We start from the raw sequence: 16,059 nt of genomic DNA, 5'->3' as shown, positions 1-16,059 counted from the left end.
GAGGAACGGGCCGCCGCCCTGGAGCAGGCGCACGACGACTACGCCGCCATCATGGTCAAGGTGCTGGCCGACCGGCTGGCCGAGGCGCTGGCCGAGTACCTCCATGCCCATGTCCGTCGCAAGGCCTGGGGCTATGCGGCTGATGAGCAACTGACGATCGAGGAGATCATTCGCGAGAAATATCAGGGCATCCGCCCGGCGGCCGGTTATCCGGCCTGCCCCGAGCACACCGAAAAGGGGACGCTGTGGCGGCTGCTGGACGTGGAGGCGCGCATCGGCATGAGGTTGACCGAATCCTTCGCGATGCAGCCGCCATCGAGCGTATCCGGCCTCTATTTCGCCCATCCCGAGGCGCACTATTTCACGGTCGGCAAGATCAACCGCGATCAGGTCGAGGACTACGCCCGCCGCAAGGGGTGGAGCGTGGCAGAGGCCGGGAGGTGGCTCTCCCCCAACCTCGGTTACACCACCGACTGAGCGGGGGGGAGCGGCGTGCGCTTTTCCCGATTCGTCCATCTGCACACCCACTCCGACTATTCGCTGCTGCGCAGCCCGATGACCATCGACCAACTGCTCGATCGAGTGGTGGAGCTGCGCCAGCCGGCGGTGGCGCTGACCGACTACGGCAACCTGTTCGGCGCCATCGAGTTCTACAGCAAGGCGATGCGGCGCGGGGTGAAGCCGATCCTCGGTTGCGACTGCTTCGTGGTCGACGACCTGCGGGTGCACAAGATCGAGGGGCGGCGCCCCGACTATCCGCGCATCGTACTGCTCGCCGCCAACAACACCGGCTGGCACAACCTGCTGCGCATCGTCAGCACCGGCTATCTCGAAGGGTTCTACTACAAGCCGCGGATCGATCGCAGGCTGCTCGCCGACCACGCCGACGGGCTGATCGCGCTCTCCTCCGGCAGCGGTGAGATCGACCGTGCGCTGGCCGAAGGTCGGAGAAGGCAGGCGGAGGAGCTGGCCGCGGAGTATCGCGCCATCTTCCCCGACGGCACCTTCTTCATCGAGCTGATCGCCGCCTACGATGCGGAGAGCGAGGCGCTCAACCGCAGCCGCGTCGCCCTGGCCCGTTCGGTCGGGCTGCCGCTGGTCGCCACCTGCGACTGCCATTTCGTCGATGCGGCCGATCTCGAGGCGTTCCGGGCGATGGTGGCCATCGGAGCCAACACCACGATGGAGAACATCCGCGAGGAGTCGGTCGGTGCGGAGAACCGGTTGAAGAGCGAGGAGGAGATCCGCGAGATCTTCCCCGATCTGCCCGAGGCGCTGGAGAACACGCTGCACATCGCCAACCGCTGCAACGTGGAGTTGACCTTCGGTGACTACCAGCTGCCCGACTTTCCGCTGCCCGATCCGGAGACGACGCCGGCCGACTACCTCCGGCGGCAGGCGGCGGAGGGGCTGGAGGCCCGCTGGCCCGCCATCCTGCGCGGTCGGCCCGCTGCCGACCGCGCCGAGTACGAAGCGCGCCTCGCCTTCGAGCTCGACACCATCGTCAGGATGGGCTTCTCCGGCTACTTCCTCATCGTCTCCGACTTCATCCGCTGGGCCAAGCAGCAGGGGATTCCGGTCGGACCCGGACGCGGCTCCGGCGCTGGATCGCTGGTCGCCTACGCCATGCAGATCACCGATCTCGACCCGATCCGCTACGGCCTGCTGTTCGAGCGCTTTCTCAATCCCGAGCGGGTCTCGATGCCCGATTTCGACATCGATTTCTGCATGGAGCGGCGCGGCGAGGTGATCGCCTACGTCACGAGGAAGTACGGTTCGGAGCGGGTGTCGCAGATCATCACCTTCGGCTCGATGAAGGCGAAGGCGGTGGTGCGCGACGTCGGCAGGGCGTTGGGCATCGACCTGGCGAAGGTCAATACCATCGCCAAGCTGATCCCCGACGATCTCAAGATGACGCTGGAGCGGGCGCTGATCGAGGAGCCGCGGCTGGAGCGGATGGTCGAGGAGGATCGCGAGACCGCGGAGCTCTTTGCGCTGGCCATGCGGCTGGAGGGGCGCCACCGCAACGCCGGCACCCACGCCGCCGGTGTGGTGATCGGCCGCCGCCCCTTGGTCGAGATGGCGCCGCTCTTCCGTCTGCCGGGCGAGGAGCACCAGGGGAGCCAGGTGGTGCAGTGGGACATGCAGCACGCCGAGCGGGTGGGGTTGATCAAGTTCGACTTCCTCGGGTTGAAGACCCTGACGGTGATCGATCGCGCCTGCCGCAACGTCCGGCGCCATCCCGAACACGCCGACTTCGACATCGCCTCCATCGCCCTGGACGATCCCGCCACCTTCCGTCTGCTGCAGCGGGGGGAGACCAGCGCGGTGTTTCAGGTCGAATCCGACGGCATGCGCGATCTGCTCACCCGGCTGCTGCCCGACTGCTTCGAGGAGATCATCGCGCTGGTGGCGCTCTACCGGCCCGGTCCACTGGAGTCGGGGATGGTGGACGACTTCATCGAGCGCAAGCACGGCCGGCAGGAGACGGTCTATCCGCTGCCGCAGCTAAAGCCGATCTTGCAGGAGACCTACGGCGTCATCCTCTACCAGGAGCAGGTGATGCAGATCGCCCGGGAGCTGGCCGGCTACACGCTGGGGCAGGCCGACATGCTGCGGCGTGCCATGGGCAAGAAGAAGCCGGAGGAGATGGCCCGCCAGCGCGAGATCTTCCTGAAGGGGGCGGCGCAGAAGAGGATCCCCCCGGAGAAGGCGGAGCAGATCTTCGATCTGATGGAGAATTTCGCCGGCTACGGTTTCAACAAGTCCCACTCGGCGGCCTACGCGCTCATCTCCTACCAGACCGCCTGGCTCAAGGCCCACTTCCCGCAGGCCTTCATGGCCGCCACCCTCTCCTGCGACATGGGCAACAGCGACAAGGTGGCGCTGCTGGTGCAGGACTGCCGGCGGATGGGGATCGAGCTGCTGCCGCCGCACATCAACCACTCGGAGTGGGAGTTCGTTCCCGAGGGGGATGCGATCCGCTTCGGGCTGGGCGCCATCAAGGGGGTGGGCGAGGCGGCGGCGAAGGAGTTGATCCGGCAGCGCGAACGCCACGGCCCCTACGACGGCCTGGAGTCGATCGTCATGCGGTGCGACGAGCGGCAGATCAACAAGCGGCTGCTCGAGGCGCTGATCAAGGCCGGGGCGACCGAGGGGGTGCTGCCGCACAAGCGGCAGGCGCTCGCCGGTATCGAGACGGCGCTGGCCCGGCTCCGGCACAAGAAGGAGCTCCATTCGGAACGGCAGGGGGTGCTCTTCGCTGAGGAGAAGGGGGGGGCGGTGGATGAGTCGCTCCTCTTCGGTGTTGCGTGCCCCCCGTGGGGGCGGGGGGAGTCGCTCCAGCAGGAGAAGGAGGCGCTCGGCTTCTTTCTCAGCGGCCACCCTCTGCAGGAGTATCTGGCCCACATCCACGGTATCGGCAGCGGTACGCTCGACGGGCTTTCGGCGCTGGAGGAGAAGAGCGAGGTGGTCTACGCCGTCGGGGTGAGCAGCGTGCGCGAACACCGTACCGGCAAGGGGGTGATGGCCTTCGTCGCGGTGGAGGATCTCCACGGCAGCGCCGAGGCGGTCCTGTTCGCGCGCAACTACGCGCACTACCGCGATCTGCTGACCGCGGACCGGCCGCTGCTGCTGGTCGGCCGGGTGGACGGGGGCGGCGAGCGACGCTCGATTCTGGTCGAGTCCTTGCTGCCGCTGGAGGAGGCGCTCCCCCGGCTGGTGGCGCAGGTGCGGTTGCGCACCACCACCATGCGCTGGGACGAGGAGACCATCGCCACCCTGCGTTCGTGGGCGCGGGAGGCGCCGGGAGCGACCCGGCTGCTGCTGGAAGTCGCTCTTCCCGATGGCAGCATCGCCCGGCTGCAGAGCGGCTGCACCTTCCACTGGAGCGCGCAGATGCACCGCCGCTTCGTCGACCGCTTCGGCGACGGTGTACACTGCGCCTGCCGTCCGTGGAGGGAAGGCTGATCCGGGGGCGAAACGCGCTTCGTTCCCCCGCCAATCCATCGGTTGCCGGCTTCGTGGGGAGCCGTCGTTCCGATTCGATGTCCATGGGAGGTGGATCTTGGCTACCTACCTTGAGTTCGAGCGCCCCATCGCCGAGTTGTCGATGCGCATCGAGGAGCTCTCCCGCGCCGCCGAACAGGGCGATGTCGATCTGCACGAGGAGATCGCCCGGCTGCAGGAGAAGCTCGACGCCCTGGTCGAGAAGACCTATGCCGGCGCCTCACGCGCCGAGATCTGTCAGCTGGCCCGCCATCCCGACCGCCCCGGATTTCTCGACTACCTGCCGCTGATCTTCGAGGATTTCCAGGAGCTCAAGGGGGATCGCGCCTTTGCCGACGACGGCGCCATCGTCGGTGGTCCGGCCAGGATCGACGGCATCAGCGTGATGCTGGTCGGCCAGTGCAAGGGACGCACCACCCGGGAGAAGCTGAAGCGCAACTTCGGCATGGCGCGGCCGGAGGGATACCGCAAGGCCCTGCGCCTGTTCCACATGGCCGAGCGCTTCGCCATGCCGGTGCTCACCTTCATCGACACCCCCGGCGCCTGGCCGGGGATCGACGCCGAGGAGCACGGCCAGAGCGAGGCGATCGCCCGCAACCTGATGGAGCTGGCCGCGCTGCGCACGCCGGTGGTCTGTACGGTGATCGGTGAGGGGGGCTCCGGCGGGGCGTTGGCCGTCGGCGTCGGCGACCGGCTGCTGATGCAGCGCTTCTCCACCTACTCGGTCATCTCGCCTGAGGGGTGCGCGGCGATTCTGTGGCACGACCGCTCCTACAGCGCGCAGGCGGCGGAGGCGCTCAGGCCGACCGCCGCCGATCTGCGCGAGCTGGGGCTCAACGACGCGGTGGTGCCGGAGCCCCCCTGCGGTGCCCATCGCGCGCCGAAACAGGCGGCGGCGCTGCTCCGGAAGGCGCTGCTCGACCATCTGCGTCCGCTGCTTGAGATGCCGCTGGAGCAGCTGCTTGCGCAGCGTGCCCGTCGGCTGCGGCAGGTGGGGGTGTTCGAAGGGGGCGGGTGACCGGCGCGTCCGGTCGCGGTTGGGGTCAGAGCCTCTCGAGCAGCGGTGCGCCGTCGAGCCCCCACGCCTCGGCCTGCTGCTGCAGGCGGGCGCGGTCGTGGTGGTTGGCGAAGTCGTGCAGCGGCCCGCCGCGGAAGGGGGGATAGCCGATGCCGTAGAGCATTGCGCCGTCCAGCGTGTCGCGGTCGGCGACGATCCCCTCATCGAGGCAGCGCAACGCCTCGATGACCAGCGGCAGCAGGCAGCGCGCGACGATCTCCTCGCCGGCCATCGGCGGTCGCCTTGCTGCCATGTTGGCGTCGAACTCCCGTTCGATCGAGGCGCGGCCGCCGTAGTAGCCGGCCGCCGCCGGGTTGGGCTGCGGCGGCCTGCCGGCGGGGAAGCGGTAGAAGCCGCCGCCCTGCTTTTTGCCCAGCAGCCCGCCCTCGACCATGGCGCGCAGCCAGTCGGGCGGGGCCATGCGCGCCCCCCAGGCGGCGCCGAGCTCGTCGCCGACATGGAGGCAGATGTCCAGCCCGACGCGGTCGGCCAGCTCCAGCGCCCCCATCGGCATGCCGTAGCGCTTGAGCGCGCCGTCGATGTGCTGCGGCTGTTCGCCCGCCTCGATCAGGGCGAAGGCGGCGCCGATCATCGGCAGCAGGCAGCGGTTGACCAGGAAGCCGGGGCGGTCGGCCACCACCACCGGGTATTTGCCCCAGGCGACGGCCAGCCGCCGCACCCGTTCGATCGTCTCCGGCGCGGTGGCCGCACCCGCGATCACCTCGACCAGCGGCATCTTCGGCGCCGGGTTGAAGAAGTGGAGCCCGGCCATCCGCTCGGGGTGGGCCAGCGCCTGCTGCTGGTCGCTGATCGGCAGCGAGGAGGTGTTGGAGAGCAGCAGCGCATCCTCGGCGACCAGCGGCTCGATGCGCCGCCACAGCGCCTGCTTGGCCTCGAGATCCTCCACCACCGCCTCGATCACCACGCTGCAGGCGGCCAGCCCGCTGTCGTCGCAGGCGGGGCGGATCCGCTCCAGCCGGCGGCCGCCGGTGCGGTCGAGCCGGGCGAGTTGCTTGAGGGCGCGCCCCAGCGCCGGGGGGGTGAGGTCGTGCAGATCGACCCGCCCTGCCTTCGATGCCACCCAGGCGATGCCGTGCCCCATCACTCCGGCGCCGTAGACGGCGACCTGCGCCGGCGGCTCGGGGCGGGGGCCCTCCAGCTTCTTCAGCCGGTTGCCGAGGAAGAAGGCGCGCACCAGATGCTTGCACGGGCTCTTGCAGGCCAGCCGGCCGAGCGACTCCGCCTCGCGGGCCAGCGCCAGCCCGTCGCTCATGCCGTAGATCTCGCCCATCAGGGAGAGGAGTGCGGGCAGCGCCGGGTAGCTCTGCTCCAGGTCGAGGTGGGGGAAGCGGGCGGCGAGCCTGCGTTCGGCGATGAGGAAGAAGAGCCGCCGCGCCGGCCAGAGGCGGAACCACCACGGGGCGGGCGGTTGCTGCCTCCGTTTGCCCCGGGCGGCGAGCTGCGCGATCGCCCGCTCCACCGCGCCGGCGCGGCAGGTGCAGTCGGCCAGCCCGATGCGGCGCGCCTGCCGGGGGTCGAGCGTTCGCCCGCTGCTGATCATGGCCACCGCCTGCGGCCAGCCGACGCGCTGTGGCAGCCGCAGGCAGCCGCCGAAGCCGGGGTGGATGCCGATCTTCACCTCCGGCAGGCCCAGTCTGGTCGCCGGGTGCTCCAGCGCGACGATGTAGTCGCAGGCCAGGGCCAGCTCCAGCCCGCCGCCGAGGCAGGAGCCGGAGACGATGGCGATGGTGGTCGAGGGAAGCGCGTGCAGCCGCTGGCAGATCGCCTGACCGCGCTGGGCCAGCGCCTCGGCCTGGTCGGCGCTCCCGACCGCCTCGATCTCGTGGATGTCGGCGCCGGCGAGGAAGCAGCGCGGGTCGGCGCTGTCGATGCAGAGCAGCTCGGGCGGGTCGGCCTCCAGCCGGTCGAGCAGCCCCTCCAGCGCCTCCATGGTGGCGCCATCGAGCAGGTTGGGACCGTCGGTGCTGGAGAAGCGCAGCCGGGGCGGGTCGCCGTCGATCAGCGCTACGGTCATGGCTCGCTCCCGAGCAGCACCGCGCCGCCCTGACCGCCGCCGATGCAGAGCGTGGCCAGGGCCAGCCCGGGGGCTGCGCGCAGCTGGTGGCAGAGCGAGAGAATCAGCCGCGCGCCGGTCATCCCCACCGGATGGCCGATGGCGATCGCCCCGCCCCAGATGTTGAGGCGGTCGCGCTCCGGCGCCCCCAGCGGCGCCCCCAGCCCGTGGCGCTGGTGGAACGTCTTGCTCTCCATCGCCGCCAGTAGCGCCAGGATCTGCGCGGCGAAGGCCTCGTTGATCTCCACCCGGCTCATCTCCGCCATGGTCAGGCCGTGGCGGCCGAGCAGCCGGTGGCAGGCGAAGAGCGGCCCCAGCCCCATGCGCTCCGGATCGCAGCCGGCGTAGTGCCAGTCGTGGATGTAGCCGAGCACCGGCCATCCCTCGGCCTTGGCCCGCCTCGGGTCGGCCAGCATGAGCATGGCCGCGCCGTCGCTGATCTGCGAGCTGTTGCCGGCGGTGACCGTGCCGAGCGGCCGGGAGAAGACCGGCTTGAGTCGGGCGAGCTCCTCCATGTTCTGTTGGGGTCGGATCCCCTCGTCGCGGCGGAAGGGGGTGTAGTCGGGCGGGGGGAAGAGGGTCATCTGCTCGGCGTCGAGCCACCCCTCCTCGCGTGCGCGTACAGCCCGCTGGTGGCTCTCCAGAGCGAAGGCGTCCTGCATCTCGCGGCTGATGGCGAACTCGTCGGCCAGCAGCTCGGCGGTTTGACCCATGTTCATCCGCGCGACCGGATCGGTCAGCCCCTCGATCAGTGCCGCCCGCGGCTTGAGCCGGGGCAAGATGCGCGCCAGCTCGCGGGGAATGGAGGAAAGGGGGGGGCTTCCCCGCGAGCGGCGCCGGCGCGCAAGAGCGCGCCGAACTTCGTCGTGGAACAGCAGCGGCGCGTGGGTCATCGACTCCACGCCGCCGGCGGCCACCACCTCGGCGCGACCGGAGGCGATGAGCATCGCCGCGTCGGTCACCGCCTGCATGCCGGAGGCGCAGTTGCGCTGCACGGTATGCGCCGGCACCGCGCGGTCGACTCCGGCGCGCAGCGCGATCACACGGGCGATGTTGGCGGCGTTGCTCGGCTGGATCACGTTGCCGATGATCACCGCCTCGGGTGCCGCCGGGCTGCGGGCGAGCAGTTCACGCAACGCCAGCGTGCCGAGGGTGGGGGCGTCGAGCTCCGCCAGCGCGCCGTCGGCCTTGCCGATGGGGGTGCGGATGCCGGCGACGATGGCGATGCTCCGCTGCTGCATGCGCACCGTTGGCGATTGCCTGTCCACGACCGCTTTATAGCATCGGCGGGATGCAAAGTAAAGCGTTCGAGGAGATGTTCGACCCCGCGTCGTTGCCGGAGGGCGATGCCCGCGGCTTCATCGCCGAGCTGCTGGAGACGATCTACGAGGGGATCCTGGTCCACGAGGGGGGGACCATCCTCTTTGCCAACCGCCGCCTGGCGGAGATGGTCGGCTGCGCATCCGGGGAGGAGCTGCTCGGACGCAATGCGCTGGAGCTGCTCCATCCCGACGACCGGCCGCGGGCGGCGCGGCGGATCGCCCGGTTGATGGCCGAGCCGGGCGGTCGCGCCGAGCCGGTGGTCTACCGGGTGGTGCGGGAGGATGGCGGCATCGTCTTCGGCGAGGTGCAGGCATCCCGCATGGCGGGGGCGCGGGCGCGGGTGTTGGTGGCGGTGCGCGACGTCACCGCGCGCCACCAACACGAACAGGAGCTGGAGCGGGTGCAGCGTCTGGTCGATCAGGCGGTGGATCCGATCTATGCCATCGACCGCGAGGGGCGTTTCACCCTGGTCAACCGGGCGTTGGCGCGGCTGCTCGGGCTGTCGCGGGAGGAGCTGGCCGGCCGCCGCTTCGATCCCTTCATCGCTCCGGAGCACCGTGCATTCGTGCGCGGGGAGTTCGCGTGCAAGATCGACGGACTCAAGGAGCGCAGCAGCTACGAGGTCTCCGTGGTCGACCGCGACGGCGGTCTCCACCCGGTGGAGATCAACTCCGCCGCGCTGCGCGACGCCGGGGGGCGGATCGTCGGCGTGCAGGGGGTGCTGCGCGATCTCACCCGGCGCAGGCGCCATCAGGAGCGCATCCGCATGTTGATGCAGGCGATGGAGTACGTCGCCGAGGCGATCACCATCACCGACCGCGAGGGGCGGATCTGCTACGCCAACCGCGGGGCGGGCGCCCTCTTCGGTATGGAGCCGAACGCACTGATCGGCCGCTACGCCGCCGAGCTGCGCGGGGGGGGGCGGGACGATGCGCTCTACCGTGAGATCGTCGCCCGGGTCAACGGCGGCGATCAGTGGAAGGGGATGGTGGAGATCGCAGGAGCGGATGGGCGGCGGCGCAATCTGGAGCGGGTGGTCTCGCCCATCCCCGATCGTGAGGGCAACACGCAGTACCATGCCTGTGTCGATCGCGACATCACCGAGCAGCTGGAGCAGCAGAAGCAGCTCGAACACACCCAGCGGCTGGAGTCGCTCGGGGTGCTTGCCGGTGGGATCGCTCACGATTTCAATAACATCCTGACAGCCATCCTGGGCAATGTCTCGCTTGCCGACGCCAAGTTGCGGGAGGATCCAGTATCCGCGCGGGCCCATCTGGTCCGCATCGGCCAGTCGGCGGAGCGGGCGGCGACGCTCTGTCGCCAGATGCTGGCCTACTCCGGCCGCGGTCGCTTCGTCACCCGCCGGCTCGATCTGTCGGAGGAGGTGCGCTCGATGGCCGAGCTGCTCGAGGTGTCGCTCAAGAAGGAGGTGGGGCTGCAGATGGAGCTGGCCGACGATCTGCCGCCGCTGGAGGCCGACGAATCGCAGCTGCAGCAGTTGGTGATGAATCTGATCACCAACGCCAACGAGGCGATCGAGGGGGAGGGGCGCATCGTGCTGCGTACCGGCTGTGGCCTTTTCGATGCGGCGTGGCTGGCCGGTTGCGTCGCGGTGGAGCGGATACGGCCGGGACGCTATCTCTACCTTGAGGTGGAGGATGACGGTTGTGGTATGGATCCGGCGACGCAGCAGCGCATCTTCGACCCCTTCTTCACCACCAAGTTCACCGGTCGCGGGCTGGGGATGAGCGCACTGCTCGGCATCGTGCGGGGCCACGACGGCTACATCCGGCTCGATTCCGCCCCCGGACGCGGCACCCGCATCACCGTCCTGCTGCCGGCGGCCGGGCAGCCGGGAAAGGAGGTGGAGGCCCGGGTGGATGAAGCGCCCATGCCGCTCTCGGGCGGTGGTGCGACCGTATTGGTGGTGGAGGACGAAGAGTCGGTTCGTGAGGCGGCGGTGGCCATGCTGGAGGATGCGGGATACCGGGCCCTCTCCGCCGGGGACGGTGCCGCGGGGGTGGAATGCTACCGCGCGCGCGCCTCGGAGATCGACTTGGTGCTGCTCGATCTCACCATGCCGCGCATGGACGGCGATGCCGCGCTGCGCGCCCTGCAGCGGATCGATCCGGCGGTGCGGGTGGTGATCGCCTCCGGCTATGACGGCAGCGAGGTGCGCGATCGCTTCATCGAGCGGGGCATCGCCGGCGTGTTGCGCAAGCCCTACGATCAGGAGCGGCTCTGCACCGCCGTGCGGCAGGCGCTGGCGTGAGCAGGCAACAGGCCGCCTTCGATTTGGTGGTGGTCGGCTCCGGTCCGGCGGGGCAGCAGGCGGCGATGACGGCGGCGCAGGCGGGCCGGACCGTGGCGCTGGTCGAGCGCAAGCCGCGTCTGGGTGGTGTGGGGCTGCACACCGGGACCATCCCGAGCAAGGCGCTGCGCGAGGCGGCCTACGCCGTGGCGGTGGCCGGGCGATCGGGGATGCGTCAGGCGCTTGAGGTGGGGGTGCGCCGGCCGCACGCCATGCTGCTGGACGCCATCCGCAAGAAGGAGGATGTGATCAACCAGCAGGAGTCGGTGCTGCTCAACCGGTTGATGAAGAGCGGTGTGGCGCTGATTCCCGGCGAGGCGTCGTTCCTCGATCCCCATACCCTCGAGGTGTGCGCCCCCAACGGCGAGCGCCGGCGGCTGCAGGCCGCATCGGTGGTGCTGGCCACCGGCTCCCGGCCGCGTCGCCCCCGGCAGGTGCCTTTCGATCGCGTATCGGTGCATGACTCCACCTCCATCCTGCGCATGACCCGGCTGCCCCATCGGCTTCTGGTGGTCGGCGGCGGGGTGATCGCCTGCGAGTTCGCCTCGATCTACGCCGCCCTCGGGGTGGAGGTGACCATGATCGACCACCACCGGCGGCTGCTCTCCTGGTTGAGCGAGGATATGGTGGCGGCGCTGAGCGAGGCGATGGCGGCGATGGGGGTCGGTTTTCGCATGGAGCGGGCGGTGGTGGAGATCCGGCGCGACGGCGGTCGGGTTGCCGCCCTGCTGGACGACGGCTCGGAGGAGGAGGGCGACTGCCTGCTCTACGCCATGGGGCGGATGCCCAACATCGAGAGCCTGAAGGTGGCGCGTGCCGGGATCGTGCTGGATGACCACGGATGGATCGCGGTGGACGACCACTTCCGTACCTCGGTGCCCCACATCTACGCGGTGGGCGATTTGATCGGCAAGCCGGCGCTCGCCTCGGCCGCACTGGAGCAGGGGCGGGTGGCGGCCTGCCACGCCTTGGGCGATGTGCGTGCCGGCACCCTCTCCGAGCTCCCCATGGCCATCTACACCATTCCCGAGGTCTCCTCGATCGGAGAGACGGAGGAGGAGCTCAGGGCCGAGGGGGTCGATTTCGTCACCGGATACGGTCGCTACAGCGAGAGCGCGCGGGGCAAGATCATCGGCGACTACCGCGGCATGGTGAAACTCAACGTGGCGCGGGCCGACCGCCGGCTGCTCGGTGTCCATATCGTCGGCGAGTCGGCCGGCGAGCTGATCCACATCGGCCAGCTGGTGCGCAGCTATCACGGCGTGGTGGACGATCTGGTGCGCAACGTCTTCAACTACCCGACGCTGGCCGAGTGCTATCGCCTGGCCGCGCTCGACTGTCTGGCCAGGCTCTGATCGGGAGGGATGCCGGCGGGTTGCGATGCCGGCGAAACAAAGAAGCCCCCGCGGTTGCGGGGGCTTCCATTTCGAGGCGATGGGACGCGATCAGGCGTGCACGCCCAGCTTCTCCCGCCAGCCGGGGAAGAGCTTGTCCGCATCCCACGGGAAGGATTCGAAGGCGCGCGCGAACTCCTTGTGCTCCTTCGCGAACTCGATCGGGTCTGCACCCTCCTTCCAGCACTGGTAAGCCTGATCCAGCGACTTGCCACCCGCGGCCGGGCCGTCGATGTGCCCGAAGGCGCCGCCGCCGCAGGTGTTGATCACGTTGGCATGCCCCAGGTTCTCGAAGAAGCCGACCAGACGCAGCGCGTTCATGCCGCCGGAGATGATCGGCGTGGTCGCCTTCATGCCGTGCCACTTCTGGTGGAAGTAGGGCCCCTGGCACTCGTCGCGCTCCAGCATGTAGGCGAGCACGCGGTCGTCGCGGCCGCCTTCCATCTTGCCGTAGCCCATCGTGCCGGTGTGGATGCCGGAGGCGCCCATCAGGCGGGCCATCTTCATGTGGCAGAGCATCGTGTAGCCGCGCGGGTTGACCTCGCTGGTCGCCATGCCGTGGCCGGCGCGGTGGTAATGCAGGAAGGTGTCGGGGAAGCGACGGCGTGCGGTGGTGATGCCCACGGGACCCGCCACGAAACCGTCCACCAGGAAGGCCACATGCTTCTCGTTGCCGTACTTGCCGAAGGCCTCGAGGATGAAGTTGCCGCGGGCCACCATTTCCTCGGGATCGTCGGCGGTGATGTTGGCCGAGAAGAGCTTCGCCTCGCCGCTCTCCTGCTGGGCGCGGTCCATCGCCTCGGCCACCAGCGGAATCACTTCCTTCATCGGGCAGAAGCTCTGGTTCGCCTGCGGCTCGTCGTTCTTGATGAAGGTGCCGCCCAGCCAAAAGTCGTAGCAGGCCTTGGCGAACGGCTCGGGCCTGAGGCCCAGCTTCGGCTTGATGATGGTGCCGGCGATGTAGCCGCCGTCCTTCTCCGGACGACCCAGCACGCGCCACATGTCCACGATGTTCGCGTTCGGGCCGTCGAAGTTCCGGATCATGCACTCCGGCACCATGAAATCGAGCAGGCGCAGGCCGATGATGTCGCCCATGCCCTGGTTGTTGCCGATGATCAGGCTGGTCATGTGCGCCACGCCATGCTTGCCGTCCAGCAGGTTGCGGTCGAACAGCTCGACCGGGTAGGCGATCTTGATCAGGCCGCCTTGCTCGCCGAAGGCGTTCTCGTCGATTTCATAGACCAGCGCATCGACGCCGCGGGTGAAGTCGTCGGTGGTGCAGACCTCCACGTTGGTGCCGGTGGAGGACTCCGCCGCCACGTGCGCGGCCGTGGCGAGAAAGCCGTTGCCCGGCTTGGGCAGCAGCCGGTAGGCCGCCAGTAGATGCCGGCCGCCGGCGATCAGATCCTCCTCCTTGAGGCTCAGATCGGAGTAGCGATTCGATTGGTCCAGTGCCATGGGGAAACTCCTTGTCGGGTATCGGGATGTGTCGGCGGCACGGCCCGAGCGGGGCGCCGCCGTCGATGGGCGCATGCTACGGCGCGTAGATGATAAGTCTAATGAAAGTTTTTACCTATTTATATTATTTTTTGTTATGCATAAGCCGGATGCGGACCACATCCGCCGCCATGTGCAGCGGGTCGATCAGCATGCGCACCCGTGAGTGGGGTTCGTTGACCCAGCGTACCGGGATCTCCGCCACCTCGATGCCGGCGCGCTGTGCCAGGTAGATCAGTTCGACATCGAAGCTGAAGCCGTCGATCCGCTGCTGCGGGAAGAGCAGAGCGGCGGCCTCGGCGGTGAACATCTTGAAGCCGCACTGGGTGTCCTGCAGGGGGATGCCGGTCATCCCCCGCATCATGGCGTTGAAACACTTGCCCATCGATTCGCGCAGCCACGATTGGTGGCGGGCGATCTCCGATTCGGCGTGCTGGCGCGAGCCGATCACCACCCCCGCGCCCTGTTGCAGCAGCGGCCAGCCGCGCTCCAGTTCACGGATGTGGGTGGAGTGGTCGGCATCCATGAAGAGCCGAATGTCACCGTTGGCCTCGATCATGCCGCGGCGCACCGCCGCCCCCTTGCCGCGGTTTCCCGGCTGGCGCAGCAACCGCAGGCGGGAGCGCGCGCCGGCGAGCTGCTCCACCACCTCTGCGGTTCGATCGCGGCTGCCGTCGTCGACGACGATGATCTCGTAGTCGTCGAACAGGTCGCCCTGCTCCAGCCGGTCGTCGAGCCAGGCGGTCGCCTCCTCCAGCGTCCGGGGCAGCCGGGCCTCCTCATCGAAGGCGGGGATCACCACCGAGAGCTTCATCGCACCAGCAACAGCAGGTAGCCGCCGCGATCGATCACCGGCGCCAGCCGGCGCAACCGCTTCGGCAGCGCGGAACGCGCCTCACTGCGCAGGACGAGGGCGAACGGCGGCTGCATGGCGGCGAGCCGCTCCCGGCCGGTGCGATCCAGCAGGATGTGGTAGCGCCTGTCGGAGTAGAAGGAGATCGACGGCGCGTTGAGGTCGTAGCTGAACACCGGGATCTCCTGCGGCAGCTGCCGGATGATCCCGGCGATGGCCAGCTTCGGCCCCTGCATCACGGCGGAGGCGGTCGGCAGCAGGCCGAACACCACGGCGGTCTGCAGCATGATGCCGACCGCAGCCAGCGCCACCGGGGTGCGACGGCGCCACAGCCAGCCGAGCGCGACGGCCAGCGGCAACGCGGCCACCGCGGAGTGCCAGTTCGGGGCGATCGGCTGGGCCAGCGCGGCGATGGCGCGCGGATGGTGGGCCAGCCCGGTCAGCCACGGCCACAGCCAGGGGAGCAGCCCGATCAACAGCACCAGCGGCAGGAGCAGCAGCAGGGTGGCTGCGGCCTCCAGCCGGCGCAGCCGTGGGCCGATATGCAGGGCGATGGACAGCGCAACTGCGGGGTAAATGGAGGAGATGTAGTGCGGCAGCTTGGTCCGGGCCAGCGAGAAGATGACCACGGTGACCACCGTCCACAGCAACAGGAAGCGTTGGCTGCGGGCAGCTTCCGCGCCGGCGCCCAGGCCGCGTGCCATCTTTGGCAGCAGGGCGATCCATGGGAGCACGGAGACGGCCACGACCGGCAGGTAGTAGAACCAGCGACCGCCATGGCCCTGCATCGGATGGAGCGCCCGGCCGAGGTTGTGCACCATGAGGAACTCCCACAGGAAGCCGGGGCCGTTGCGCCACAGGATCAGCAGGTACCACGGGGTGGCGGTGAGCAGGAAGAGCAGCACCACCGGTGGCCAATGGATGGCGCGCAGGGTGGCGGTCAGCCGACCGGAGATCAAGAGCTCCAGGCCGATGACGGCCAGCGGCACCACCACGCCGACCGGTCCCTTGACACCGACCGCGGCACCCATCGCCGCCGCCGCAAGCCACAGGTCGCGCCGCCTGCCGTGGCGGCACCACAGCCACCAGCAGATCAGGGTGGCGGCGAGGAAGAAGTTGAGCGCGGCATCGAGGATGGCGGCGTGGGCCAGCACCCCCACCTCGAGCATGGAGAGGAAGATCAGCGCGGCCAGCCAGCCGGTGTCGGCACCGCGCAGCCTGCGGCCGGCATGGAGCAACAGCCCGGCGGTGGCCAGGGTGAACAGCAGCGAGGGCAGCCGGGCGGCGAAGGCGTCGGTGCCGAACAGAACGAAGGAGGCGTCCATCAGGTAGTAGAAGAGCGGCGGCTTTTCGAAGAAGGGGATGCCGTTGGCCTGCGGCACCAGCCAGTCGCCGCCGTGGAGCATCTCCCATGCCGTCTGGGCGTAGATCGCCTCGTCGAGGTCGAACAGCGGCACCAGTCCGAGCGAGAGCAGGGAGATCGCCAGCCAGACGAGCAGCCAGGGGCGGGGGTTGTCGGCGGCTGTTTCCGCCTCCATCGCG

Annotated in this window: 10 protein-coding genes; 5 read left to right on the top strand and 5 right to left on the bottom strand. The window is 69.2% G+C overall.

Translation table 11 applies throughout. The annotated features are described in order from the left end of the window. The 3 genes from D6682_02355 to D6682_02345 form a co-directional block, all read left to right on the top strand. Positions 1-477 (top strand): methionine synthase (locus tag D6682_02355; GenBank protein ID RMH52314.1); only part of this gene is annotated, 477 nt, incomplete at its 5' end. A gap of 15 nt (positions 478-492) precedes the next feature. Then, positions 493-3,969: a DNA polymerase III subunit alpha gene (locus D6682_02350; protein ID RMH52313.1), complete on the top strand. Its 3,477-nt coding sequence runs from the start codon at positions 493-495 to the stop codon at positions 3,967-3,969. A gap of 94 nt (positions 3,970-4,063) precedes the next feature. After that, complete coding sequence (locus D6682_02345; GenBank protein ID RMH52322.1) at positions 4,064-5,026, top strand: acetyl-CoA carboxylase carboxyltransferase subunit alpha; 963 nt, start codon at positions 4,064-4,066, stop codon at positions 5,024-5,026. A 25-nt stretch (positions 5,027-5,051) separates the two neighbouring features. Here D6682_02345 and D6682_02340 read toward each other — a convergent pair whose 3' ends face one another. Then, positions 5,052-7,100: a fatty oxidation complex subunit alpha gene (locus D6682_02340; GenBank protein ID RMH52312.1), complete on the bottom strand. Its 2,049-nt coding sequence runs from the start codon at positions 7,098-7,100 to the stop codon at positions 5,052-5,054. Beyond that, a complete protein-coding gene (locus D6682_02335; GenBank protein ID RMH52321.1) occupies positions 7,097-8,380 on the bottom strand; it encodes a thiolase family protein in 1,284 nt (427 codons plus the stop codon). The genes D6682_02340 and D6682_02335 overlap by 4 nt, the downstream gene beginning before the upstream one ends. A gap of 50 nt (positions 8,381-8,430) precedes the next feature. Here D6682_02335 and D6682_02330 point away from each other — a divergent pair, with 50 nt between their 5' ends. Together D6682_02330 and D6682_02325 are read left to right on the top strand one after the other, a co-directional pair. Beyond that, a complete protein-coding gene (locus D6682_02330; GenBank protein RMH52311.1) occupies positions 8,431-10,734 on the top strand; it encodes a PAS domain S-box protein in 2,304 nt (767 codons plus the stop codon). After that, positions 10,731-12,128, top strand: a complete 1,398-nt coding sequence (locus tag D6682_02325; protein RMH52310.1) for a Si-specific NAD(P)(+) transhydrogenase — start codon at positions 10,731-10,733, stop codon at positions 12,126-12,128. The genes D6682_02330 and D6682_02325 overlap by 4 nt, the downstream gene beginning before the upstream one ends. Positions 12,129-12,218: 90 nt before the next feature. On the opposite strand, the gene D6682_02320 is transcribed toward D6682_02325, so the two are convergent. The 3 genes from D6682_02320 to D6682_02310 form a co-directional block, all read right to left on the bottom strand. Then, complete coding sequence (locus D6682_02320) at positions 12,219-13,619, bottom strand: ribulose-bisphosphate carboxylase (GenBank protein ID RMH52320.1); 1,401 nt, start codon at positions 13,617-13,619, stop codon at positions 12,219-12,221. A 130-nt stretch (positions 13,620-13,749) separates the two neighbouring features. Then, a complete protein-coding gene (locus D6682_02315) occupies positions 13,750-14,478 on the bottom strand; it encodes a glycosyltransferase family 2 protein (protein RMH52309.1) in 729 nt (242 codons plus the stop codon). Beyond that, positions 14,475-16,055, bottom strand: a complete 1,581-nt coding sequence (locus D6682_02310; protein RMH52308.1) for a glycosyltransferase family 39 protein — start codon at positions 16,053-16,055, stop codon at positions 14,475-14,477. Before D6682_02310 ends, D6682_02315 begins: the two co-directional genes overlap by 4 nt. Positions 16,056-16,059 lie beyond the last annotated feature (4 nt).

It is taken from the genome of Zetaproteobacteria bacterium (genome assembly GCA_003696765.1).
Lineage (GTDB): Bacteria > Pseudomonadota > Zetaproteobacteria > Mariprofundales > J009 > RFFX01.
Note: the sequence above shows the minus strand (reverse complement) of the source record. Positions and strands in the feature narration are given on the sequence as shown.